The sequence below is a fragment of the Paenibacillus glacialis genome, assembly GCF_001637205.1.
GTDB lineage: Bacteria > Bacillota > Bacilli > Paenibacillales > Paenibacillaceae > Paenibacillus_AQ > Paenibacillus_AQ glacialis.
Map to the genome: position 1 here is coordinate 174,575 of NZ_LVJH01000002.1, position 24,764 is coordinate 199,338.

General features: G+C 41.6%; 31 protein-coding genes and 2 tRNA genes. 2 read left to right on the forward strand and 31 right to left on the reverse strand.

The genetic code is table 11. The annotated features are described in order from the left end of the window. Positions 1–7: 7 nt before the first annotated feature. The 22 genes from pheS to PGLA_RS01325 all read right to left on the reverse strand — a co-directional run bounded on the left by pheS (position 8) and on the right by PGLA_RS01325 (position 17,029). Entirely contained in the window at positions 8–1,042 is a 1,035-nt protein-coding gene (pheS, locus tag PGLA_RS01230; protein WP_068528333.1) for a phenylalanine--tRNA ligase subunit alpha, read from the reverse strand. Between the two features lie 536 nt (positions 1,043–1,578). Then, positions 1,579–3,435, reverse strand: coding sequence for a ribosomal protection-like ABC-F family protein (gene abc-f, locus PGLA_RS01235; RefSeq protein ID WP_068527526.1), 1,857 nt, complete (start codon positions 3,433–3,435; stop codon positions 1,579–1,581). A gap of 414 nt (positions 3,436–3,849) precedes the next feature. Then, positions 3,850–4,185, reverse strand: coding sequence for a holin (locus PGLA_RS01240; RefSeq protein ID WP_068527527.1), 336 nt, complete (start codon positions 4,183–4,185; stop codon positions 3,850–3,852). Positions 4,186–4,441: 256 nt separating this feature from the next. Next, entirely contained in the window at positions 4,442–5,047 is a 606-nt protein-coding gene (locus PGLA_RS29330; protein WP_068527532.1) for a M23 family metallopeptidase, read from the reverse strand. Continuing rightward, complete coding sequence (locus PGLA_RS01250; RefSeq protein WP_211269480.1) at positions 5,044–5,451, reverse strand: phage holin family protein; 408 nt, start codon at positions 5,449–5,451, stop codon at positions 5,044–5,046. Before PGLA_RS01250 ends, PGLA_RS29330 begins: the two co-directional genes overlap by 4 nt. A gap of 90 nt (positions 5,452–5,541) precedes the next feature. Further along, entirely contained in the window at positions 5,542–5,667 is a 126-nt protein-coding gene (locus PGLA_RS29335; RefSeq protein WP_281197247.1) for a hypothetical protein, read from the reverse strand. 30 nt (positions 5,668–5,697) lie between these two features. Continuing rightward, positions 5,698–6,027: a hypothetical protein gene (locus PGLA_RS01255; protein ID WP_068527535.1), complete on the reverse strand. Its 330-nt coding sequence runs from the start codon at positions 6,025–6,027 to the stop codon at positions 5,698–5,700. A gap of 17 nt (positions 6,028–6,044) precedes the next feature. Beyond that, positions 6,045–7,661, reverse strand: a complete 1,617-nt coding sequence (locus PGLA_RS01260) for a tail fiber protein (protein ID WP_068527538.1) — start codon at positions 7,659–7,661, stop codon at positions 6,045–6,047. A gap of 11 nt (positions 7,662–7,672) precedes the next feature. Further along, entirely contained in the window at positions 7,673–8,314 is a 642-nt protein-coding gene (locus PGLA_RS01265; RefSeq protein ID WP_068527541.1) for a hypothetical protein, read from the reverse strand. Then, positions 8,307–9,479, reverse strand: a complete 1,173-nt coding sequence (locus PGLA_RS01270; protein WP_068527543.1) for a baseplate J/gp47 family protein — start codon at positions 9,477–9,479, stop codon at positions 8,307–8,309. Before PGLA_RS01270 ends, PGLA_RS01265 begins: the two co-directional genes overlap by 8 nt. Further along, positions 9,469–9,837, reverse strand: a complete 369-nt coding sequence (locus PGLA_RS01275) for a DUF2634 domain-containing protein (RefSeq protein ID WP_068527544.1) — start codon at positions 9,835–9,837, stop codon at positions 9,469–9,471. Before PGLA_RS01275 ends, PGLA_RS01270 begins: the two co-directional genes overlap by 11 nt. Further along, entirely contained in the window at positions 9,825–10,211 is a 387-nt protein-coding gene (locus tag PGLA_RS01280) for a Gp138 family membrane-puncturing spike protein (RefSeq protein ID WP_068527546.1), read from the reverse strand. Before PGLA_RS01280 ends, PGLA_RS01275 begins: the two co-directional genes overlap by 13 nt. Next, positions 10,208–11,002: a phage protein gene (locus tag PGLA_RS01285; RefSeq protein WP_068527549.1), complete on the reverse strand. Its 795-nt coding sequence runs from the start codon at positions 11,000–11,002 to the stop codon at positions 10,208–10,210. The genes PGLA_RS01280 and PGLA_RS01285 overlap by 4 nt, the downstream gene beginning before the upstream one ends. Further along, a complete protein-coding gene (locus tag PGLA_RS01290) occupies positions 10,995–11,321 on the reverse strand; it encodes a phage baseplate plug family protein (protein WP_068527550.1) in 327 nt (108 codons plus the stop codon). The genes PGLA_RS01285 and PGLA_RS01290 overlap by 8 nt, the downstream gene beginning before the upstream one ends. Positions 11,322–11,337: 16 nt before the next feature. Next, positions 11,338–11,889 carry a phage baseplate protein gene (locus PGLA_RS01295; protein ID WP_068527553.1) on the reverse strand — a complete coding sequence of 184 codons (552 nt, stop codon included), beginning with the start codon at positions 11,887–11,889 and terminating at the stop codon, positions 11,338–11,340. After that, a complete protein-coding gene (locus PGLA_RS01300; RefSeq protein ID WP_068527556.1) occupies positions 11,889–14,009 on the reverse strand; it encodes a phage tail tape measure protein in 2,121 nt (706 codons plus the stop codon). Before PGLA_RS01300 ends, PGLA_RS01295 begins: the two co-directional genes overlap by 1 nt. A gap of 43 nt (positions 14,010–14,052) precedes the next feature. Continuing rightward, positions 14,053–14,241, reverse strand: coding sequence for a hypothetical protein (locus PGLA_RS27250; RefSeq protein ID WP_139331556.1), 189 nt, complete (start codon positions 14,239–14,241; stop codon positions 14,053–14,055). Then, positions 14,204–14,512, reverse strand: coding sequence for a hypothetical protein (locus PGLA_RS01305; RefSeq protein WP_068527557.1), 309 nt, complete (start codon positions 14,510–14,512; stop codon positions 14,204–14,206). Before PGLA_RS01305 ends, PGLA_RS27250 begins: the two co-directional genes overlap by 38 nt. 20 nt (positions 14,513–14,532) lie before the next feature. Continuing rightward, positions 14,533–14,925, reverse strand: a complete 393-nt coding sequence (locus tag PGLA_RS01310; RefSeq protein WP_068527560.1) for a phage structural protein — start codon at positions 14,923–14,925, stop codon at positions 14,533–14,535. Positions 14,926–14,937: 12 nt separating this feature from the next. Continuing rightward, positions 14,938–15,942: a DUF3383 family protein gene (locus tag PGLA_RS01315; RefSeq protein WP_068527563.1), complete on the reverse strand. Its 1,005-nt coding sequence runs from the start codon at positions 15,940–15,942 to the stop codon at positions 14,938–14,940. A 5-nt stretch (positions 15,943–15,947) separates the two neighbouring features. Beyond that, on the reverse strand, positions 15,948–16,427 hold the full coding sequence (locus PGLA_RS01320) for a phage neck terminator protein (RefSeq protein ID WP_068527566.1): 480 nt from the start codon (positions 16,425–16,427) through the stop codon (positions 15,948–15,950). Positions 16,428–16,663: 236 nt separating this feature from the next. Further along, on the reverse strand, positions 16,664–17,029 hold the full coding sequence (locus tag PGLA_RS01325; protein WP_145939449.1) for a hypothetical protein: 366 nt from the start codon (positions 17,027–17,029) through the stop codon (positions 16,664–16,666). A gap of 295 nt (positions 17,030–17,324) precedes the next feature. Between PGLA_RS01325 and PGLA_RS01330 the strand changes: the two genes are divergently transcribed. Both PGLA_RS01330 and PGLA_RS01335 read left to right on the forward strand, forming a co-directional pair. Next, positions 17,325–17,756 carry a helix-turn-helix domain-containing protein gene (locus tag PGLA_RS01330; protein ID WP_068527574.1) on the forward strand — a complete coding sequence of 144 codons (432 nt, stop codon included), beginning with the start codon at positions 17,325–17,327 and terminating at the stop codon, positions 17,754–17,756. A gap of 16 nt (positions 17,757–17,772) precedes the next feature. After that, on the forward strand, positions 17,773–18,183 hold the full coding sequence (locus PGLA_RS01335; protein ID WP_068527577.1) for an ImmA/IrrE family metallo-endopeptidase: 411 nt from the start codon (positions 17,773–17,775) through the stop codon (positions 18,181–18,183). A gap of 112 nt (positions 18,184–18,295) precedes the next feature. Here the strand turns inward: PGLA_RS01335 and PGLA_RS01340 are convergent. The 9 genes from PGLA_RS01340 to PGLA_RS01380 all read right to left on the reverse strand — a co-directional run bounded on the left by PGLA_RS01340 (position 18,296) and on the right by PGLA_RS01380 (position 24,641). Then, positions 18,296–18,366, reverse strand: a tRNA-Gly gene (locus PGLA_RS01340). A gap of 12 nt (positions 18,367–18,378) precedes the next feature. Next, positions 18,379–18,452: transfer RNA gene (locus tag PGLA_RS01345), tRNA-Pro, on the reverse strand. Positions 18,453–18,785: 333 nt separating this feature from the next. Continuing rightward, positions 18,786–19,745, reverse strand: a complete 960-nt coding sequence (locus PGLA_RS01350; protein ID WP_068527580.1) for an aldolase catalytic domain-containing protein — start codon at positions 19,743–19,745, stop codon at positions 18,786–18,788. Between the two features lie 121 nt (positions 19,746–19,866). Next, entirely contained in the window at positions 19,867–20,022 is a 156-nt protein-coding gene (locus PGLA_RS01355; RefSeq protein ID WP_145939450.1) for a FeoB-associated Cys-rich membrane protein, read from the reverse strand. Between the two features lie 40 nt (positions 20,023–20,062). After that, positions 20,063–22,105 carry a ferrous iron transport protein B gene (feoB, locus tag PGLA_RS01360; protein WP_068527587.1) on the reverse strand — a complete coding sequence of 681 codons (2,043 nt, stop codon included), beginning with the start codon at positions 22,103–22,105 and terminating at the stop codon, positions 20,063–20,065. Between the two features lie 80 nt (positions 22,106–22,185). Beyond that, a complete protein-coding gene (locus tag PGLA_RS01365) occupies positions 22,186–22,422 on the reverse strand; it encodes a FeoA family protein (RefSeq protein WP_068527590.1) in 237 nt (78 codons plus the stop codon). Positions 22,423–22,441: 19 nt separating this feature from the next. Beyond that, positions 22,442–22,657 carry a FeoA family protein gene (locus PGLA_RS01370; RefSeq protein WP_068527593.1) on the reverse strand — a complete coding sequence of 72 codons (216 nt, stop codon included), beginning with the start codon at positions 22,655–22,657 and terminating at the stop codon, positions 22,442–22,444. A gap of 243 nt (positions 22,658–22,900) precedes the next feature. Further along, positions 22,901–24,001, reverse strand: a complete 1,101-nt coding sequence (locus tag PGLA_RS01375; RefSeq protein ID WP_068527596.1) for an ATP-binding protein — start codon at positions 23,999–24,001, stop codon at positions 22,901–22,903. A gap of 232 nt (positions 24,002–24,233) precedes the next feature. Next, positions 24,234–24,641 (reverse strand): hypothetical protein, encoded by a 408-nt coding sequence (locus PGLA_RS01380; RefSeq protein WP_068527599.1) that lies wholly within the window; start codon positions 24,639–24,641, stop codon positions 24,234–24,236. Positions 24,642–24,764: the final 123 nt, after the last annotated feature.

The window sequence follows — 24,764 nt, forward strand, 5'->3', positions numbered from 1 at the left end:
TCAAAATTTAAATCCGTGAGAACTGCTTCAAGAAAGCCATATCACTATTGTAGAAATGACGAATATCGTCAATACCATATTTCAAAATCGCAATACGTTCTACGCCCATACCAAATGCAAACCCAGTATATTTCTCCGAATCATAACCGCCTGCTTCCAACACCTTCGGATGAACCATTCCGCAACCTAGAATCTCTAGCCAACCCGTCTGTTTACACATCCGGCATCCACTTCCTCCACATTTCACGCACGTTACATCCACTTCAGCACTAGGCTCTGTGAACGGGAAGAAACTTGGGCGAAGACGAATCTGTGTACTGGGTCCGAACATTTCTTGAACGAACTGCTGTAACGTGCCCTTAAGATCACTCATACGAATGTTCTCGCCGATCACAAGACCTTCAATCTGATTGAACTGGAAGGAGTGCGTCGCATCATCATCATCACGGCGGTATACTTTACCTGGGCAGATGATTTTGACAGGAGATTCACCATTCATGCTCTGCATCGTACGCATTTGCACCGGAGAAGTCTGTGTGCGCATCAACAATTCTTCTGTAATATAAAAGGTATCCTGCATATCGCGAGCTGGATGATCCTTAGGTAGGTTAAGTGCCTCAAAGTTAAAATAATCCGTCTCCACTTCAGGACCTTCCGAAATGTTATAACCCATTCCAATGAAAATTTCTTCAATGTCTTGAATGACCTTGTTTAAGGGATGAACGCCACCTTGTGCCATTGGTCGTCCAGGCAATGTAACATCCACTTTCTCTGCTTGTAGACGTTTCTCTGTCTCTGCTTTTTGAAAAGCATTTTGTTTAGCTTCGATCACACTCTCGATCGCCGCACGCACTTCATTTCCCACTTGACCTATGACTGGTCTTTCTTCTGCGCTCAATGAACCCATTCCACGTAGAATCTCAGTCAATGCGCCCTTCTTACCCAAATACTTCACACGTAGATCATTCAGCGTCTCCGGACTGTCCACCTCTTGCAACTGAGCCAGAGCCTCATTCTTCAATGCTTCCAATCTCTCTTTCATAGCCATTCAAGCCCCCTTAATCCATAAATGTACGTTAAATTTTAAACAAAAAAGGCCCTTCCTCCCGAAAAAAGGGACGAAAAGACCGTGGTACCACCCTTGTTAGAAATCGTGTCAGTTGAACACAACATTCTCACTTTAAACGATGTAACGGATCGTGAACCGGTACCCTCTACTGTCATCGCTAGATATCCTGACTTACACAGAATACGACAAGTTCAAGGAACTGCTCCGGAGGGAACTTCAACAGCCTATTTCTGTAGAAACGCTCTCAATCAAACGACGTTTCCTCCCTGTAAAGAGGCACTGCTTACTCTACTCCATCATGGCATTTCATTCATAACACTCTATTCACCAATTATAGCATAATTGTGCCTACTGGCAAGAAGAAGCGGCTACATCTTCCCTCAAGGACGGATACCCGTCCCTTCGGAAATATAAGAAATAGCGTATCAAGTAAAACTTATGCGTTCTTTTATTTCAATTTCATTCCACTAATTTACAACAATTAAGCCGAGTAACTCATCTTAGCTTATTTAAAAACTTTTCAATTGCTTCTGAAGCATTCGTATACTTTGGAGACGCTCCATTTCCTCCACTTCCGTTCCTCCCTCATCACTAAGCAATCTTGCAAGTGTCCACTCTAACTCAATTCTTTCATTCTCTTGTGAAGAATCATCGCTTCTTCCCACTCTTTCACGCCTTTTGATATGCTCCTCTTCATCCTCTACAGTTCCTTCGAATAGCCGAGGTTTCTGATCCTCAGACAAGGTCAGCAAGCGATTCGCCAATTTACGTACTAACATTCGATCATGTGAGACGATGATAAAGGCACCTGAGTAAGACTGAAGTGCATCTTCAATGACTTCTCGTGTAGCAATATCAAGATAATTGGTGGGTTCATCAAGAACAAGTAGATTAGCCCCACTGAAATAGAGCTGTAGAAAAGCGGCCCTACATTTTTCTCCCATGCTCAGATCCCCAATTCTTTTGAACACATTCTCACGGGAAAATAGAAAACATCCAAGAATAGTTCGTGCGTTGGTCTCTGTCATACCAGGTAAAGTAAGAAGGCTATCTAACAGGGTCTTCTCCAAGTCTAGACCTTCTAGCTCCTGTGAGAAATAACCTATCTTCAGTCTTGGATGCGCTCGCACCTCACCCGCTTGAGGAATAAGCTTGTTCATCATCAGTTGTAATAAGGTAGATTTCCCCGTACCATTAGGACCGCGAACCGCAAGGCGATCCCCTCGAGAAAGAAGAAGGTCCAACCTATCGATTAATATTGTATGTTCTGTAAAACCAAATGTGACTTGCTTCAATTCTAAGAAGTGACGCGCAGCGAACCCCTCTGCCTCCAAGTTCATCTTTATACTCGGGGCATTCCGCGGCTTCTGAACGCTTTGCGCATCTAACCTTTCCATTTCCTTCTGCTTCGCATGATAACGAGAAATATTCTTCTTCGCCTTCGACTTATAGAAACTGGTGGCACTTGGCATTTCTTGCTTAGAAGCCGCTTGATCGGCTTTATTGAACCATTCCTGGTATCTACGTATCGATTCTTCTAGCGCTTTCCTTGCTAGCTGTTGTTGCTTATACAACGACTCTTGTTCACGGATCTCCCGGTCTTTCTCGCGACGATAGTCACGATAACCGCCGTTGTATTTCTTCAGACCTTGATTCGTCAGTTCACACACACCAGTAGCTACTTGATCCAGAAAGGTTCTATCATGAGAAACAAATAATACAGTCCCCTCATAATGGGTCAACCAATTCTCTAACCATAAAATACTAGATTCATCTAAATGATTCGTCGGCTCATCCAGTATTAGAAATTTAGGACGATGTACAAGTAAAGATGCGAGACGCACTCTTGTTTTCTGCCCTCCACTTAATTGAGAGAATGGCATTCCCCATAGCTCAACACCAATGTGTAGTACATTCAGAATCTTCTCCACATCCACTTCCCATTTGAATCCGTCCATTTGTTCATAACGTTCCAACCAATGCCCATATTCTTCTAACAAAGATTCATTCGAAACGATTGTATTGGTACGGTGACCAAGTTCATCTTCTAATCGCTTGATATGGCACTTAATTTGATATAACTCGGTGCTATCAACCTGCGCTGCTTCCAGCGTAGTCATCCCTAGTAACCCTGCCGAGGTTTGTTTCATAACCCCCCACTGAGCTAATGGAAGGCCGCGTTCAATTGTCCCTTCGGTGGGTTTTTCCTCACCTGCTAATATTTCAAGAAGCGTCGTCTTCCCAACACCATTGCTCCCAAATAGTGCTATTCTTTCGCCTTCATATATATCAATGTCTACTTGTTCAAAGCAGACTTTCCCCTGCCATTCTTTAGCCAAATTTCTACCACGTACGATATTCATCATCCATCATCACCCTTTCTAAATGTGCAAAAGAAAACCGCAGGCATAGGCCTACGGTGAAAGGTTATCGATAAGATGACTTAAACAGAGAGAAACCGTCAAAGAGGCCACAAAGCCCATTTGTAACGATACACCCTAATTTGGACACACCTATCCTCACCTCTACACACCGTAGAGACTGCCTGTTTCAGTTACATGCAGTTTATTGAGAAATAGATGGTTTACTTCATGGGCGTCGTGGTTACCTCATCATTCGTATTTGTGAATTACTGGTTACAGTATATCAGAAAGAATTTGGGAATGGAACTCTTAGTTATGTAAGTTTGCGCAAAATGTAAAAAAGGCCCCTTGCCGAAGCAAGGGCACTGAATAAGGAAGGTCATTGACCTCATCTATTTTACTTCGATCCAAACCGATTTACTTTTTTTCATTATCCTTATTGTCCTTACTGTCGTTGCTATCTCTATTAACTAAATTCACTATCGTGTTACCAGCTCGTTTATTAAAAGCTAACTCGAACAATCCTGTAGCTGCTAGTCCTGCCAGTCCTCCGCCCCACAGCCTTTCTACTGTCTGTAGATCTGTAAACGGGTAAAATGCTAACCCCAGCAGTAGCCCAATGAGCACCCCAACTAAAGGAATAATATTCTTAGGTAGATTTATCGTGATTTTGACCAGTTGAACAACCGCCATTACAAATACGGATAACAGCGAAGCAAAAGACAAGACATCATTTAAATTCTGATTCACCATACGTTATCACTACTCCTTTTCAAATCAACAGAATGAAGTAAAGTAATTCACTATACCTTGGAGGTCTTCATAACTTGCTTCATGGTCAAGATCCCCTTGAGAATAAATATGTTGTAAATGTGATAATAGTCCCCGATAGGACAAATTGATTGACTTGGAATTTAGAAGGGTGAAAGTATACAAACAAATAAGCCCCACCGACCGAAGTCAGCAGGACTTGTGGTCAAATTCCCAAGCGCTTGTGAATTTGCTTTGCTTATCCATTCTGTTTGATCTGTCCTGAAGCCATCCGTAATTCATCAGCCAATCTACCAATCTCCTGTTTATCTGCTGATGTCTTGGCATTCCCCCATGCTGGCTTAAGATACTTATCGATGATGGAGTTTGCATCTTTCTTGTCTAGGTTTAATATCTCCTCGTTGGAAAAAAAGTCTTGCAAGTACTTCGTAGGCTCCACCACACCGTTTTCCGAATCCGTATATCCATAGGAGGGTGCGCAAGATTTACGGATCTCATAATGAAGATGTGCACCTGTGGACACTCCTGTACTACCTTGAAGACCCACTTTTTGTCCTTTTTTCACCGTATCCCCTACACTTACCGATGCAGCAGACAAATGAGCATAACAATGAAGATATCCTTTGTTATCCTTAATTGCGACCACGATACCATAACCTCCGAATCCCGAACCTTTCATACCCTCTTTAGCATGAATGACTTCACCAGCTACCAATGCATTGATCGGACCCGTGGAGGGTGTCGTTACGAGATCAACGCCTTTGTGGAATTTTGGGATTTTATATACAGGATGCATACGCATGCCGAATGGACTTGTTAATCTGTAAGATTCAAATGGATTCATGATTGATCACCACCCTTTTGTTTGAGAATAGATATGATGTCTTTAATCTTATTCGGTAGGGGCAGACCCATCCTTCCATAGTTCTCAGTCACTGAAATCAGTTCATTCGTCAAATAAAAATAAATCGAACCGACCATAATGACATCGGTCCCAAACAACTCGTCTAATCGATGTGCCAGAATCACAACAAGAATCATAAGCCCTTTTTTAGCCAATCCCCAAAACCCAACATTACTACTAAGTCCGTTACCTACTTTTAATGATGCAACTATCCCCGTTAAATAATCGATCACAATCGCAAGTAGAAAAAATGAAATCAGTTCAGACCATTCTCCAAAGAAATAAGTCCCTATAGTCCCAAATAATGCAATGCCCCACTTTAAGCTCAAATCCAATCTTTCCATGCTATATCTCCCCCGTTTCTATTTATAAAAATAGCCCCCGAGGATCCGAGGGCACAAAAAAACACGCTTCATGTATCGAGCGTGTTTACTTTAATTCTGTGGAGTAACGACGATTAAATCTTTTTCTTCCTGTGTGATAACTTTAGGGACATAAGCCTGCAATTTTTCGTCTGTTACTTTACCAGATACCCACATTAGAGATAAGTACGGAAACATATATATTCACCCCTTTCAAGTCATTACTTATTATCCCATCGTGACTGAATCCATCAATGCCATGATTGCTAGGTCTGCCGCATCTTGCCGCGCCAATAGCTCTTTGTATTTGTCCTCTGTGATCGGCTCGACTGGTTTAGGTAAATACGTTTCGCGATATGTTGTGTAATCACTCTCGCCGATCATTGTTACATTGACATGACCGCCTTGATAATCCTCTGTACTAGCTACCGAAAACTCATTATCCGCATCATTGTAGACTTGCGATCCCGCCAAGAATTGATCAATATCAAGACCTTTGTAATCGTAAACCCCAAACGTAGTTAAATTAGTGATTAAATAAAAATACAATGTTCCCATAGTATCATTCTCCTTTTTTATGCTAATGATTGTAGAGCGAATAAAGCAAGAGGCGCATAAGATACTTTTATTGTTTGTGCCGGTATGTTTATCACAGCTGTAAATGCTACATTAACGTACATGCCTGACAGGTACAAGTTATCTCCGACTAATTTAGTCATTGTTGCATTACCTATTTGGCTCTGTGTATCTGTTGAAATAGACTTCACTAAAACTAAATTTTTAGTGAGACAATGCAGCTTTCCGGTATTTCCATAAATATAGGTATTAGCACCATCGCCATCGGCTATCAGTGGGGTACCCTCGTTTTCGTTAACTTCCCCACCTTTTAAAATCGTACCGCTATCATTACAAACGCGTATATTAGTTGTCCCCGAAAGGTAGGTGTAGTAGTACAACTCGTTACTGTTGATGTACCCAATGTAAGTCATTCCATTATACGGTATACGCTTGCTACGATTCCCATTTCTATCTCTTTGCTCAAATTCAGACCCTGTCGTTCTACCTACAATACTTCCATCATCTAAGAGTTTCTGAGGTTTAAAATCGCTATGATGCACATCACTTATAAATGACGCGTATTGTGTGAAGTCGTGTTTCATGGTACTTGCTGTACCGACCATACCCAGTATATCAACGCCTTTTTTTATGTTTCCAGGTATCAATGCAGGCGCCGGAGTAGCCACCCAAGATGCGCCATTATAAAAGCCGTGCGGCGGCTGTAAAAAAACGCGGTCACCTGTAAAAACAGTCGCGGCAATCGCTGGCATATGTTGGTTTTCTGCGCTTCTATTAGGCATGGCACCCTCAAACCACTTACCGTTCCACCAACCCGAATTTCCTTTTAGTATCACGTTTGGGTCAAGATACCCAATTGCTGTGTCTACTACGGTAGGACTTCCAGGAACCCCGAATATGGTTGTTCCTGCTCGGATATTAGCTGAAATGAAATTAGGGTCCCAGGCTTTTACCTGTGTATTAGCTTTTCCGTCATAGTACCCGATAGGGGGCGTTATCGTGACATCACCAGCCCCGTTACCCACACCAGTAGACCCCTGGAGCGTTCCTGCCCTGTTAGGCATGGTCCCAACCATCGCGTTTCCTGCGGCTGTACTGAATGTCTTCCCTGCCAATACATCGGCTAATGCTGCGGTTCCTGTCGCTGTTACGATTGCCGTAATTTTAGGTATGAGGGTTGCCCACAATTCATCTGTAGTCGCATGGATACCCTTGGCAATGAGCGCGGCAACCACTTCCGCTTTACGCTCATTGCCAGCTTGCTTTCCCGCTTGCGCCTCATCATATGCCATCTTCACCGCCTTCGGCGTCGCTGCCTCCGTCTCTGACGTACTATTCACAGCACTATTCAGTTGTATGATCCCTTTTACCGTTAACGATGCATCAGGAATATCTACGTCAATCCCCGCAATCGCTTCAGCTATTTTATCCTCAACATATGTTTTCTCTGCTGCCTTACTTTGCAACTCCTGAAGTGATTCAGCAGTCAGATTCATGAACCAATTCAACCACGCCGCAGGCGGACGATCTTCTACTTCCCAACCTATATTTCTTTTGGATTCGGGAGGCTCAATTCCAATTGCTCCCCACTTTGGTGCTTGTTTATTAAATGCCACGATAACCCCTCCTATATCGGTAATTCGTAATCATTGCCTGGTACATATACTTCTCCGAGCGTGCCACCAACGGTCATATCTGGGTCAGATAATCCAAAGACATCCTGTTGTAATCCATCATAAATGGATGACAACCGAAATGTACCTGTCAATTCGATCTGAGCAATACTAACGCCAGCAGCTACTGTCTTTTGAATGATCTTCGCAAATTGTGATGGAGACATTCCCACTTCATTCAGTCTTTTCATTGGTATTCGCATTAAGGATAGAGATGCCGCTTCCGGCTCAAATGGATCACTGAACTTTTCTTGAATCTGAATATCTTTATAATCACAATCCAATGCCAGAGCAAGTACTCGTATAATCGTGTTAATGTCTGTTTTCGATAAATTTCTAGCGATCTTAGACTTTAACAGCACCCTATACACTTCATCTGTCGCTGCACCACGTGGCTGAATGACATTCTGCCCGATACGATCCAACGTCGACCCTTGGGCTTTATCAATGTCACGCCACTCGCGAACCTTCTCAAGAGAAGTATTTAACTCGTCCATCTGACCGTATAGAATACCGATTAATTTGCCGATATTACTATTCGGATTTTTGTTGAATACGTCCGCGAATCGCGACATCATGTCCTTCACACTAAACATGACGATTCACCACAATGTCCTTGGCATTAATCTGCGCGACTTGATACCGTTCTAAAGTAACGTTACCCTCTTCCATAACATCATTTTTACCCACTTTTAACGTAAAATCCTCTATACCTTCAATTTGATCTACTGCACTGACCAACTTGTTGTATACAGCAGGTGCACCCATCGATAGTCCATTGTAGTAACTGCCACCATCTTCTCCACCAATGTAACGAACAATCGCTGAACGAATCTGCTCATCCCCGTCTGCGGGGTACTGTTCATTGGTCGTAAGCGTGACAACAACCTGCAAAATCACTTCTTGCGCTCGACTGAATTTCACCTCATGACCATAGCCACCAATGTCTAGGACCGTATTCACAACATCTCCGTATGACTCAATGCCACCCGCTCCGGTTGAAAATATAACTTGTGCGATCTCGTCATCATCTCCACCAAGCACATAACATTGATAGGTATGAGGAGGGCGCCCAGCAGTGTCCAATTCATTAGTGAAATTTTGAATAACCGTAGCTGCTCTAACCGTACTAATTCTGAGCAAAGCTCCAATTAGGGCGTCAATCGAAGCCGCACCGCCACCCGCAACTGACTGAGTAAATAAATCTCGAAATTCGGAGTCTGTCATTTTCTCTCGTCCACCTGCGGTTGGTACTACATTGGTCACACCTGTAACATCCGGAGTTGGATTTACAATGACGTTAATCAAACCAGCAGAGACATTACCTCCCTGACCTGGTTCTACAGCTTCAATAGGAACTATTGCTGTGCTGTTGCTATCAAACGTTATATCTTGCGTTGTATCGAAGTAGACTTTCGCTTCTGTTGCGACACGAAATCCTTGTACCAACGTGTGACCCGCTGCTCCCGTCAATTGAACAGAACCTCTAGCATATTGATCTAAGACCCGAGTGATGCCCACATGAGGTCCCAATCGATCCAAGCTACTGCCTTCTGCACTATTAATATAACTACTGTTGTATACATCCTCTGCTGTGACCCATAACTTAGAAAGAAACCATGCAAAGATACGTAGAATAATGCCTAACGGTGATCTTTCGGAAGTATTTACTTTATCTCCAAACGTCTCTTTAGCCTTATCATTCATTTCTGCAAAAAGGTCCTCAAACCGTCTGCGCTTAAATCCTGTTCTATCCAGCACCAAGACTCACCTCTTTCGCTTGTATCCGTTCTCCCTCTGTACTCGTAGCATCAAATGTTACCAGTAGCGTCCGGGAATTCTTCTCGATTGTGAAGTTGATTAAATCCACAGACTGAATTCGTTCTTCCTGCATCAGTCCTTGTGTCAATTCTTCACGCATCTCTTCCTCATTTATCTGTTTCCCCAGAAACTTAGAGAATGTAATACCCATATCCGGGTTCAGAAACCACTCGCCTTTATTCGTTCCAATTCCGATGTGACAACATTGAGCGATTTCCTCTGTACCTTCAACCATCACTAAATTGCCTGAGGCACTCATCAGAATATCTCCGGTCTCATTCAACTTTAAAGACTGCATGCAAACACCCCCACAATAACTGCATCATTCACGTCATGTCTTCTTTCTGTGTCTGCGGATGCGACCTGCCCATTCAGAGCATTCTTGATCTCCCGATCAGCACACACAACATATACCGTGTCCCCAGACTTCAAGGATGGTCTATAGACCTGTTCTATCTCATTCACTTTGGATCGATGTCCAAGCGCTGGGACGCCCTGAATCATCGCAGGTTCACTATCTGACGTTCGGACCAACGGCTGCACATCAGCCTTACATGTGACTTCATCAAATGAAATGACGCGACATGGGAAGCCCACATGAACTGCACTCAATTGGTGTACCATCATCTGAGCAATCACTTGGGACAATGTTGAAGCAGGATCATTTTTCACATGATCGCCTCCATTTCCGTGGTGAAATCTCCCGTGCGACTAATATGATGCTTACCACTCCTAACATATAAGCGGCCTTCAAATTGTGGAGATACCAGATCAACAACAGACGCGGTTGTAATACGGTGCTGTAATTGTGATTTGAGATTATATCCTTTGAATCCACCCTCTTCAAATCGTTCTGGCTTCCCAATTAGACCTGTCCCTTTGGATAATCGAAACACCTTGTCGCCTACACGACGTAAACTTCGCACATAGAGTTTTCCTTTGTTAATAAAAGCCGATGTGCCGCAATCTTTCGCTACCTTAGCAAGGATCTCAATGACAATCCCCTTGGCTGTGTAACCCTCTTTATACTGATAGTCCACATTCAAGTCCATTTGAGCTATAGGTAGATTGATAATTGCAGCCATTTGCTTGATGATATAGCTAGCCGATGTATTCTTAGCAAATGCGGTTTCGTTCACTTCTTTCTTAGCGTAATTCTTATCTTCACTGTCTAACACAAAGATAGATGTTACCTTATCAACACCCTCCCATTGTGTCTGAACCTTTGAGATATAGCCCTGAAGCATAAGACCCACATCTCCACGATAGCCACCATTCAATTGCAATAGGGCATCACACTTTATGTTGTTCAACGTCTTATCCGATAAGTTCCAAATTTTAATTTCACTCTCATTCGGCAAAATATCATTATCAAAAGGAATGGTAGCTTCCATTGCAAAATCATCCATACTGAATTTACGATTGGCGACAATCATTTCTGCCACTCGCCCAAAGTTAGCCATCCTCTTCCTCCCCATTTTCAATGACATATAAAAAAACACTCTCAGAGAGTGTTTCCCATGTCACATCTATACTGTTCTCAGATTCATCGTATGGGATGATCGATACTTTAGGGAAACGATGATCCATGACATCATAAAAGAGGGGCATCGCATAGATCAGCTTCTCACCTACAATTAATATTTCCCCATCTCGTTCTAAATCGACCGTAAAGAAATCATAATCCTCGTTGTAATTCACTTCAAAGGTAAATACCTCATCCGAAAGTGAAACATCAAACCGATACGGAATAAGATTCTTTTCAATATCAATATAATTCATACATCCTCACCCTCCCCTACATCGGCATTTCCCATGGTGTTCCCCTCTTATTTGTGGATTTCGGAACCTTTGGCGTTATCGTCTTCTTGGGAGGCGTCTTCACCACATTCGAGTTGCTACTCCCCTTATTCGTACTATTCTTTTTGCTAAGAGGTTGCTTAACTCCAGCATTCGCAGCCTTGGCGACTTGTGCTTTAATCGGTATTGAAAGAGGAACCTTAACATAAGATGAACCCGCAATTCGAACCTCTTTCATGCTCAACGTGAACGAGAATCCATCCATAATCGTATGATCATGCTTAGGCGAGAACCCTGAGATTAATCCTTTAAAAGTTGTTCGACCCGAAAAGTGAACTACCTCTCCTTGATCCTGAGCCTTCACAATCATCGTCCTTATCCTATCTGCATCGTCACCAACAATGATGCCACTAATCGAAAGTGTTCGGGCTTTACGCTGAACATGGTCGCTAAGATCGATATCCCTATCCACTGGCTGATCAGTGATTTCCACTTCATAACTCGGGCTCTCATCCTCTACTAGAATGTAATGACCGTTGAGTAATGCCATTATCCCATCGCCCCCAATCCGTTACGACGTAGTACGCTTTCCAATATTTTTTGAACTTCTTGGGCAACAACAACGCCCATATTCTGTGCATTCGGAAGCGTACCTGAGCCACCTTCCACAGTGACAGGAACGGTTACATTAATAGAGACTCCACCATTACTTGGTGCTACTCTAGCTGGATAGCTTCTTGCTGGATCTGCGGATGAATAGGCTTTATTCTCCGCAGCTGTCATGACTCTCTCACCCTTGTGGAGTTCAGCAATGAAACCATCGAAAGGAACATAATCTAGTCCTACAGCTAAACTACCATTAAGCGCGGGGCGACCACCACCTCCTCCTGTAACACCTTTAGAAGCCGACCCAGTAGGAATCGTAGGAATTGTAGGGATATTTACTTTAACCTCATATCCACCTAACAATTCAGGTAGCTTAAAACTAAGCGCACTGTTCACTTTTGCGATCATATCATTAAGTATGCTAATAATTGCATTAGCACCCGTTTTAAAGTTATTAGTTACCCCATCCAAAGTATTAAAAAAAAGTTGAGAAATTTTTGAGCCAAACCCTTCCAATATACCCCATATCTCACCCCATTTTCCTGTAACTATGCTTACAATAACCTGCCATACTGTAGAAAAAATCAATTTAATAAAATCAAATCTAGCTTTTATAAAATTTCCAATCATACTGAATATCGCCATCGTAAAATCTACTAATTGATTCCAATAACTTATTACAAAGGCTACTATAGAAATAATAGGTCCACCAATAATCATCAATAGACTTAATCCCCAAGTCCTTAAAAAACCCATAAGTCCAGTTAGTTTTTCGGCTATCCATGGTACAATTGTTCCTAAATTTTTAAAAATTAGGATAATCCCAGCTATTGCAGCACCCACGAGTAATGCAATTCCTATGATAGGTAGAAACGGTGCCGCCATTGCCCATACAGCTGGAATCACAGCACCTATAATCACCGCCGCCACCCCCGCTAAAGCAGGACCCAACACATCAATATGATCAACAAAAAAACCTACCATATCAGAAGCAGTTTGTAGTAATGGTAAAAGCATCATTCCAAGAGGAATTAGAACCCCTGTCTCAATCTGCCTTCCCATGACTTCAAGTGCTTCACCAGGTGATTCAAAATTTGTCTGATCCATCTGTGCCATCGTATCTTTCGTCATATCAAATTGACTTCTTGCTGACCCCATCGCAGCGATAATTGGTGCATCCAGTGATTTAAATTGATCTCCCATGAGGGCCACACCTATTGAGTTTCGTTTCATAGGATCTTCAATCTGAGAGAGCATCTGCATAATTCCTGAGAACGACTCCTTAGCCTGAGGTCCACCGGCAGTAAAGGTACTGATCATTTGATCTGCATTCAGTCCTAGGGATTCGAATGCCTTTTTCGTCCCCTCTGATCCATTTGCAGAAAGCGTGCTAAATTGTCCAATCGCAGCGCCTACGGTATCCAGACTAAGTGCACCGTTATCCGAACCAGCGGCTAAAGTATCGAACATTTCATTTGCAGTGAATCCCAGCGCTTGAAATGGCTTAGAGTATTGATTAGCCGTTTCTACAAGCTTCCCTGACTGATCTAATCCTTTTTGTGCACCTTGCGCTAATAGACCCATGGATTGCTCTGAAGTAACTCCAAAAGTTTGCATCATCGTATCTGCGGTCTTAACAGAATCTTTGATTCCATAACCGAATGCATCTCTTAATAGCAAAGCATTCTTAGTCGTATTCTGAAGATCATCCCCAGTCTGCTTCGTGATCTGCATCGTTGTTGATATAGCGCTCCCTAATTCTCCCCACGACTTCCCAAAATTATCTTTGTACAAATTATTAGCAATAGCCTCTGTGGCTTTCATCTGTGCATTTGTAGCTCCAGTAGCTTGTTGAATGGTCGTCATGGCTTCTGTATACTGACTTGCTGCTGTTATCGCCTGCTGACCTATTGATATTACTTTGGGTATTACCATACCTTTGGAGGCTACATTAAATTTATTTACCATATCCTTTAATTTACTTGTCTTCTTTTCTGCTTCGTCAAAATTAATAACTTTGATGTCTATCACATACGTACGATTACCTATGATTCCCTCACTCAAATAAACCACCTCACATGAAAGAAAGAGCACCCGAATTGGGTACTCATTTCTTATTCATTTCCTTTTTTTGATGCTCCATGTAAATATCCAGGGCCGCATTCGCTTCTGCGAGATCGTCGTTATCCATCTTATCTAGATCACTGTACGAAATCTTCATATCAGATAACATGAGCCGCCACATGAACCAATTCTCTTTAGCTTTCCTGCGGGCTTCCGCCTTGCTGATGGTCATCCGAGTCACCGTCCTCGTCTTGCCCCGAGATGAATGCATATGCTGCATTGATGACTTCGGTGTATTCCTTATAGTTCGAGAAATCATCAATTTTCAATTTGGGATTCACGACAACATGCTTTAGCACTTCTTCGGCTAGACGTTCCTCAAGAACAACACCGTGTTTGTTCATCGCTGCATCCTTAATTTTGGATACGGTACGTACCCCTGGATGTTGGAACATATATTCTTTCTCCAAAGCTTTAGATGTATAATTTTTCTGTTTAAACATGAATGATCGTCTCCTTTAATTTACTCGACCACATGGTCAAGGCATTGAATTTCATACTGGCGGTCTTCTGCTTCATTACCATACGTACGTGTTGCTGGCTTTTTAACAAAGGCTTGCGTAACTGTAATCGTTTCCTTAGGTTCTCCATTAAAAATAATCGAGATCGGCACAAGAGTACCTGTTCGTGCTAGCTTGTCCAAGTATGCCACCTGCGGACTTGTTGGAAATAAAGTCAATGTGAGTGTTCCCAATGGGTTATTCACTTTCGTCATGACAACATCACCCTGAGACCCTACCTTAGCTGTCTGTGCATCTTCATCCTTCTCAAATTCCACCATATCTTCTGAGAATCCAGTAATATATATCCCACCAATGGTCACCGTCAGGTCCATCGGATCATAAGTTGTTGCCATAGTTATCTCTCCTTACAGCTTAATTACGCCGCTTATTTTAGTTTTGTGAATAGCTCCTGCCAATTCGAATGAGAATGAACCGTCATTGTATTCCCGCTTCTCGCGATCCGCTGGATCGACTTGAGAGCGTGGTTTAAAGGTTGTGCTATAGAGTGGTAAACCGTCCTCATCTCGAGCAATCATGCCATTCATATCCGCACGCTTCAGAACTGTCTTCACTTCTCCCTCAATCTGAGAAATCCCCGTATTGTCATAGCGAACCTTATCTTGTCGATTGAAAAGCTTCTGTACAGCAAGTTCGATGCTCTGTGTGATATAGTCTTGGGAATGAATAATATCGATATATTCACCACTAACGGTCTTGCCTTCACTTGTAACGTCATCGCCTGCTTTAGTGACATACGTATTCGCACCAAGATCGTGAATACTTAGCAATTCCGTTGTATCCATATCTACAGGTACAATGCCTCGTAACGTCAGATTCTTCCATGTCAGACTCCCTGGAGCTGTTGATGCTGCTCTACCTACCCATGCAGCCTCAGGATAATGAGATACATCTTCATGATAGAACAGGGCAGTACGTGTGAATTTCTTAGCCTTCAATGTAGCAAGATTCGCTTTATCACTACTATGAGCAATAAACATCCGTGTACCGTTCTGCTCCACTGCCTCTGCAATAGCAGTAATATCAGCAATTGCTGTAGATGTTGATAGAAGGAAATACCAATCCTTCGTAAATATCTTACCTACCAAATCCTCTACTGTTTCTCCAACCGTCTTATGAAGCATGATGGCAATTTCAGCTGGTGAGTTATCTCCTTGATTCAAGAGCGCGTAAGCTGCCTTATATACTTCGGTATTCTCTGCAAAATCTTTCTTAACCGCTTCTAAATCCGCATACGTTGTATACTCCAACCCACTTGCGCTTGCACCAATAATCATAGGTTTACCAAAACCAAGCTTAGGTGTCGGACGCTGAATATCAATCGTTACTGTTACATCACTTGTTACTGACACATTCCTCAACTCCTCTGAATTTTTGTTTGCTCAATCCATTCTAAATCTGATTCCAAGATATCTAGGGTTCGGAACTCCACGTCAAATCCTTGTCGACGCTCCCATACCGTACCGTTCTGAATATCTCGATTTGTTACTGGTCCTACTTTTGCTACCACCACATTAACCTTTTCTTTCAGTTCTGCATGTCCCCTTGACTTAAACCAATCACGGGCTGTCCATGCATTCTGTAATCGCACTACCTTATCGTCATCGAAAGATAAGAAAGACATGGTGAAATGTACCGTCTCCGTCTTAACGAGCTTATCCCCCAATTGCATGACGGCTGGAAATCCACGACTACTATGGAACACATCTGAGAAATCGCAGGTAATCAATGCACCTTCTGGATTGTCACCCGTTCCATTCGTTACAACAACTTCCTGACCGACATGAGCAGATAACCCCGTGATAATAACGGTACGAATATCCTCCAATGCAAGCATAGGAACCTCCTTTCTTCGTGAGTACATCATAGAGTGGTCTTACCTCTGCTCCCCCGCACCGCACCCATGACGATTCACGTCTAAGGTCAATGAACTGACCCACAGCACAGCCGAGTTCTGCAACGATAAGGGGTAGCAGATACACCCGAGAGTGTGTTCCTCTCTATGAATCTACTATATCGCTGAACCCCCGCCAGAATGCTGTCACGTTGCCGCCACCTTACCGTCATTGTTTCTCAAATCACTCCCCACAGCTTCAAGCTTTCTGTGATCATGCATACACCCTTCTCAATCCTGCGATCTACGGTCCTCTCACTCATAATGCTTCGAAATTGTATAGATGTAAGAACATAACTCCGTGATTTGAAATACCGATGTTCAATAATGCGTTTCACTTCGTCATCTAATATAAGAGAGTGTGCTAGAAGCACATGCTCGACCAAGTGCTTATATGATTTATTCACCTGTTGCTCTTGTATCGTTAGATCCTGTTTATGTGATAATCCCGTAACCATCTGGCACATCTTGGCGTAATCTCTCAAAAGAGCTTTCGTAGCTTGTTTATCCTGTTTAGTTACTGCGGATAATACGACGTTCATCATGTACCCTCCCTCATTTCGTATGGTATAACTAATCTGATACAATGATCTGGTGACTCCTTCACAACAAATCCCAATACTTACCTCATGTGAATAATGTAAGGTAATCACGACATTTTGTAAAAGTTCATATTTAGGTAAATTAGCCCATTATCGATTAAAGTTTGTACATTGTCGTTAATTCACGTCTTAAATCTCATTATTACGTGTATATACGTCATTATTGAGTATTGTATGACCGTCTTTATGGGGTTATAATAATATACACGTGTCGGCAATACCGACAAAGGATGAGGGAGTGGACAAGGTGAATATCGGGGATCGAATCAAAGAACAACGCAAATTTCAAAAACTTACACAAGCTGAATTAGCAGAACAAGCGAACTTGTCCCGCTCATATCTAGCAGATATCGAACGAAATCGTTACAACCCAAGTGTAGATACTTTAAAATCAATAGCGAACGCACTTCATATCAATCTTTCACTGTTAATTGAAGAACAACCAGATGACAACACTACAATACCCGAATGGGCAACCTCTAAGGATAAAAGAGACTTCAAGAAAATTCTTGAGGATGATGGAGAATTGATGTTTGATGGAATACCACTGAATGAGGAAGACAAACGCAAAATTAAAGATGTGCTCACGGGATTGTTCTGGGAGGCCAAACATATGAACAAAGAAGCACGGAGAATAGGTCAGGAACAGAGACAAAATAATAAAGACTAACGATAGGGTGAATGATATGGATGATATTGTTAACAAGCTTATTCGTAAACACAAAACGAATGACCCTTTCGCTATTGCCCACAACATGAACATTTCCATTCGTTTTGCTGATTTAGGCAGTCATACGCGGGGAATTTATCATAGAACCCTGCGTCGCAGATTCATCATATTACATAATCAGCTTTCTCCCGAATGGCAACGTTTTATTTGTGCACATGAATTAGGTCATGACCGTCTTCATAAAGGCATTAATCGATTCTTCATCGATGAGCATTCTTTCTTTCATGCGGGGAAATACGAAAGGCAAGCCAATCGATTTGCAGTTCATCTGTTAACGGCATCTGATTCCCTCGCTCCGAACGAATGCGTGCAACAGTTTTTACAACGAAACCACATTCCTGAAGAGGTGCATCCTTTTTATTATTAATGATTTTCGCACGTCATAAAACAGAACATAAGTTCCTATATGGGTGTATTTAATAAAAAAAGACAAACAAAAAAGCCCTTGATGATCAAGGGCTTCAAAGTTTAACAAATGAAGCGGGTGATGGGAATCGAACCCACGCTATCAGCTTGGAAGGCTGAAGTTCTACCATTGAACTACACCCGCATACAATAAGAATCGGGACGACACGATTTGAACATGCGACCCCCTGGACCCAAACCAGGTGCTCTACCAAGCTGAGCTACGTCCCGACATGTCTAATGACACAAACAATCTTTAAGAGTACGAGAAATAATATACCACATATAGACGCCAACAGCAACTATAATTTAATGATTCTCAATATTTGATATTCTGACTTACGCTCGTCGTTATGCTACGTCTTCTTCATTCTCTCTCGTTATATATATGCTGTGTATTCTCACAATATTCATCGCTTAGCTTACGAGTTCATACAAATATTGCCCAATGATATCTCCCATCTTGATCACCACATATAAAAAGGCATATCAAATGATCTTCTCATTTGATATGCCTTTATGAAATTCCTATATAACACAGACCAATAAATCAATCAAAAAGCTCTATTTCTGATCAAATGTCACTTCAGGAGTCATTAATTTATCATAGAAATCTACAGATTTGTCCTTAGCATCTGATGCTCTTAACGCCATTGCGGATCGTGGATGCTCATCAAGTGTTCCTGTAATCATGTAAGGAATGATATATCCCCACTCTTCCTTCTCACGCAAAGGAATCATCAACTGTTCAATCACATCTAGTACAGGACGGAGCTTGTACTGCGTATTTTTCAACTGCGATACAAGTAACTCTGTAGGACAGTTCCCCGCAGCGCGACCCATTCCGTATACAGAAGCGTCTAACAGTTCAACGCCCTTCTCTGAAGCAATCAACGTGTTAGAGAAAGCTAGCTGCAGGTTGTTATGTGCGTGAATACCAAGACGTTTATTAGGTAAATGAGTCTGGAACTTCTCTACCAAGAACGTAATATCCTTATGATCCAGGCTTCCATAAGAATCCACGATATAGACGATATCAACAGCACTATCTTTAATCATCTCAAATGCTTCAACAAGCTCATTCTCCATCACATTAGATAGAGCCATGATATTTAGTGTCGTCTCATATCCACGATCATGGAATGTTTGAATTAATTGAAGAGCCTTGTCCACATCTTTGATATAACAAGCTACACGGATAAGATCAATCATGCTCTCTGAGCGATTAGGAATGTCGTTCTCATCCACACGTCCAATATCAACTAGTGCGGAAAGCTTCGTAAATCCCTTTTGAGGAATGACTTTTCTAAGAAATTCATCATCCAAGAATCTCCAAGGACCCGCTTGCTCTGCCCCCTTGAGTAATTTAGGAGAATTCTTATATCCAATTTCCATATAGTCAACACCAGCTTCATTTAAACCAGCGTATAATTTCTGGACAAATTCAATACTGAAATCCCAATTATTAACTAGACCTCCATCACGAATGGTACAGTCTACAATTTTACTTTGGTTTAATTTCATCGAACTAATCTCCTCTCACCTTTACAATATTACTTCATCATACTTGAATCAAGAACACGATGTAAAGGGGATTAAACATGCGAATCGAACATTTCCATCCTAACTTTTCAGTAATCCATTTTTATTGCGTATCACGATGTGGACAGGAACAATTCGTAGTCTCTTGTAATGAACAACCAGAGCAGGCCGTTTCTCCCTTCTGAAGACGTCGAACATTCTTTACAACGATAACGATAACCAGAGAAAAGATTAATCCCCCCAGAATCCAATTAATCAATAGTATCGCCTCTCTCTCATTAGAATTATACGTTTGACGATCAACCGAGACCAAGCAGCTTCCCACCCTGATAGACGATAAAAGAGACAATCCAAGCCGTACCCGTCTGGTATCCTACCGTAAACAACGTCCACTTCCACGAATTCATTTCTCTCTTAATCGCAGCAAATGCAGCAATACAAGGCATATATAATAACGTGAATGTCATAAATGCATAAGCCTTCAGCGGTGTGAAATAAGTCTGAAGCGAGGCCATAAGCTCCACTGAACCTTCTCCTACTTCACCTAGATTGTTCAGAATACCCATTGTAGCTACTACCGCTTCTTTTGCAACAAAACCGGTTAGAAGAGCAACGGATGATCTCCAATCTCCGAAACCTAGCGGTGCAAAGAATGGTGCTATAAACGCCCCTACAGATCCAAAAATACTATCACTGACTTCCTCCACCATATGGAGTGAGAAATCAAACGTTTGACCGAACCAAATAATAACCGATGCAGCAAAGATAACCGTACCAGCTTTCTTAATAAATCCTTTACCCTTATCCCACATATGAATCATCAGACCTTTAATTGTAGGAATACGGTACGGAGGAAGCTCCATGACAAAGGCTTCTGCTTCACCTTTAAAAAGTGTCTTTCTAAGTAGAATTCCTGACAATATGGCAACAACCATCCCTAATATATAAAGAGAGAAGATGACTAAGCTCTGAGCATTCGCAAAGAATGCAGCTGCAAATAGTGCATACACTGGAAGACGTGCTCCACAGGACATGAATGGCGTCAATATAATCGTTAACCTTCTATCTTTCTCATTCTCTAATGTTCTTGTAGCCATAATAGCTGGAACACTACATCCAATCCCCATTATCATCGGTATAAAAGATTTACCACTCAAACCTATTTTTCTTAACAATCGGTCCATCATGAAAGCCGCTCTAGACATATATCCACTATCTTCTAGAATCGCTAGAAAGAAGAACAAAATCATAATCTGAGGTACGAATACAAGAATGCTCCCAAGACCTGCTATGATCCCACCTACAATTAGAGAATCCAACCATTCTGCTGCTCCGGCACTGTGAAGTAATGTAGTCACTGCATCCGCTAACGTCACATTAATGAGATGATCAATATAATCGATGGTGAACGTTCCAATAAATCCAAAAGTGATCGTAAATACCACATACATGACTAGTAGAAACAAAGGAATAGCGAGAATACGATGCGTTAAGATTTTGTCGATTTTATCAGATACGGTTAGTCCACCAACACTCAGTTTCTTTTTGACCGACTTGCTTATGACTTTGGAAATAAACTGATAACGCTGGTCCGCTACGATTGTCTCCATGTCATTGTCATATTCTTGTTCCAACCGGCCTCGTGTTGTAGTGATTAACGCCATAAACGCACTGTTCGGCTGAAGTTTAGCAATTACAATTTCATCGCCTTCAAGTAACTTTACCGTTGCAAACCGTGGTGGATACACCTGGTTACACTGAGGTGTAATGAAGCTAAGTAACTCATCCAGACTCTTTTTGATTTGTTCATCAAATATAGTTATCGATTCGCCCAATTGTCCTGTCGCTGCGCTTTGGGCCACTTGAAGTGACTTTTCAATCAACTCCTTAGTACCCTGAGCTTTGTTAGCCGAAGTTGGAATTACGGGTACACCTAGCTGTTTCTCTAACCGAGGAATATCAATTTGGTCGCCTCTGGATTCAAGAGCGTCCATCATATTAAGCGCGACAACAACCGGTATACCAAGCTCAATCAGCTGTGTTGTTAAGTACAAATTCCGCTCAATATTAGTTGCATCCACGATATTGATGACCACATCCGGTTTTTCTTCCAATATATAATTTCTAGAAATGATTTCTTCTAATGAATAAGGTGATAACGAGTATATTCCTGGAAGATCAATAACCCTAATATCTTCTTTAAATCTTCTAGCTTTACCCTCTTTTTTCTCTACTGTTACGCCTGGCCAGTTACCCACATGCTGTGTGCTCCCAGTGACCTCATTAAACATTGTTGTTTTCCCACAGTTCGGGTTTCCTACAAGCGCAAATTTAAACGACATTCATCTTTCCCCCTACATACCAATTGAGAATAATTCTCATTGTTTCATATGTTTTAAAAGCTACCTATGGTGAGTAGCTTTTAGCTCTCGAGCTTTTGAATAATAATATTACCTGCATCTGCTTTCCGAAATGTTAATTCATACCCTCGTATATTCACTTCAATGGGATCCCCCATCGGTGCTACCTTTCGGACTAGAATCTCCGCACCACGGGTGACACCCATGTCCATTAACCGTCTTTTCACCGGTCCTTCTCCGCTCACACGAACTATAACTACTTTGTCTCCAGGTCTGCACTCATTTAAGGTTGTCTCCATCTCTACTCTCCCCTTCAAGCTACATCTGAACTAACAATTGCTGTGCAATTCCTTTGCTAAGAGCGAGTCTTGAATCCTTCACACTCACAATCAAATTTCCACCATTCTCTGAGATGACCGTAATTAGGGCGCCCGGAACCATTCCCAATCCTTCTAGAAATTTTCTAGTGGGTTCCTTTGCTCTGCAAACATTGATAACAGCCGATTTACCAAGAGGCAACATTGTTAAAGGCATTCCTCTATCCCCTCTCTAATTCATCTATATCGTATTCCAAATCATTGGATTCTATATTACTAACACTCACTTCGCTTGATCAAGTGAGATTGATAACCACTATCAGCATGAATATGTTCTAAATGTACTGATTTCTACAGGAGGTTGTCTGTGATTAAAGTCACGCTTTATCCGTTCTAACAACTAACGAATACAAAGAAGGCATCCCTTTTAACAACGAGAAATGCCTTTAAGAAACCTGGTTTAATTATGAGGAAGCGTTATCATGAAATCCGTCCCTTTACCCAACACGCTATCTACGTAAATATATCCTCCATGATTTTTTATAATACGATAACTCACAGAAAGACCTAAGCCAGTCCCACTTTCTTTCGTTGTAAAAAAAGGATCAAATAGGCGAGACAATGTGTTATTATCCATGCCTTTCCCATTATCCGAAATGTGGATCTGAACATTTTTGTGATCCTGTTCCGTATGAATTTGAATCATTCCAGGATGATTATGGCCCAAATCTGCGATAGCATCCATTGCATTCTTAATAATATTTAGTATCACTTGTTTTATTTGCTTAGCATCAACCGATATATATAAAGGGAGTTCCCTATCCTGCATAGTGATTTGACAGCCATTCATCAACGCTTCACTTTCGGTAAGAAGAACGACATCCTTCAATAAAGATGACACATCAATGACGGACGTTTGGGGCGATGTTGGCTTAGAGGAATTTAAAAATTCACTAATAATATCATTACCTCTATCAATCTCCATCATAATGATCTTTGCATATTCATCTTTACCAATCTGTAATAAGTGAGGGCGTAATAACTGGATAAACCCCCGAATCGCTGTTAATGGGTTACGAATTTCATGTGCGATAGATGCCGAAATTTTACCTAACATGGCTAGTTTATCATTCTGATATGCTGTTTGCTCTATTTGCTTATAATCCGATACGTCCTTAGCACTCAGTAAGAAGTCTCCATTCATTTGATCTCCATAGGTCACCGTAAGGAGCCAATGCCCTCCTCGATCATCACAAAATTCATGATGTTTTTTTCGATGAAAAATGGTCTCACGATATATCCGTAACAATTTTCTCTTGTTCAAGCGACTTAATTGCGGATGGCGTAAAATCCCTGTTAATGTGCACCCGATGAGGGAAGCACGGGGAATTTCGAGTAGCTTGGCCATTTGTACATTTACAAACGTTAGTATTCCATGACTGTCAAAGAGAATAATCCCACTATCAAGGTGTTCTAGTATATTCTCGTATTTATCCTTAACAAGTTGTGTTGATTGAAATGTCTGAAAGGATTCTAATACTGTTTCTTGGATTTCACTCAACTCGATTTCCCCCCTTTTTGTCAGGATTGATAAAAACTATGCACAACTGACGAATTTTTCCATATTATTTCATATGTCAATCATAGCCAGAGTCGAGGAATAACGTCAATCAGAGATACTGTCGAAAAAGATAAGATAAGGGTATACACTACAAACTATTCAATTTTTAACATAATAAAGAGCCTTCGCAACCGCGAAGACTCTGATCAAAACGTATCTTTCAATACGGATGTTATGCTTTATTATGAAGACGTAGTCTTCTTTGGCTCATCACGGCAAGTCTTGTCTTAAGTTCTCTTTCCCACTTCTCATCTTCCAATTTCTTAGCTACGACGAGCAAATCTAAAGCCATATCAATTTGATTCTGTACAATATTTTTTGGATCCTCAGTTTCGCGGTTTACTACATTCTCAAAAATAGCCTCTTCATCTTCCGTTACATAATCTTGAAAATCCACCTCAAAGGCTCCATCTCCATGCGCATATTCTGCAAGGATCTCGTATTCATTCTCTACTTTGTAATGAACCTCTACCCGATGACATACTGGACAAAAAAGTAGGGGAACATTATGGACTTGGGTGCGGTAATGCTTCAATGTTCCTTTCGTACCAACCATACTCGCTCCACAGCAAAAACTCATTATAGTTCACCCTCCTCAGATTTCATCTTTCATTCATGCTTTAAGTTATTCTTTCAAAAGGCTCACAATACCTCTTTTTTTCTTATATATATTTTATATATATTCAACAATATTTTTAAGTTT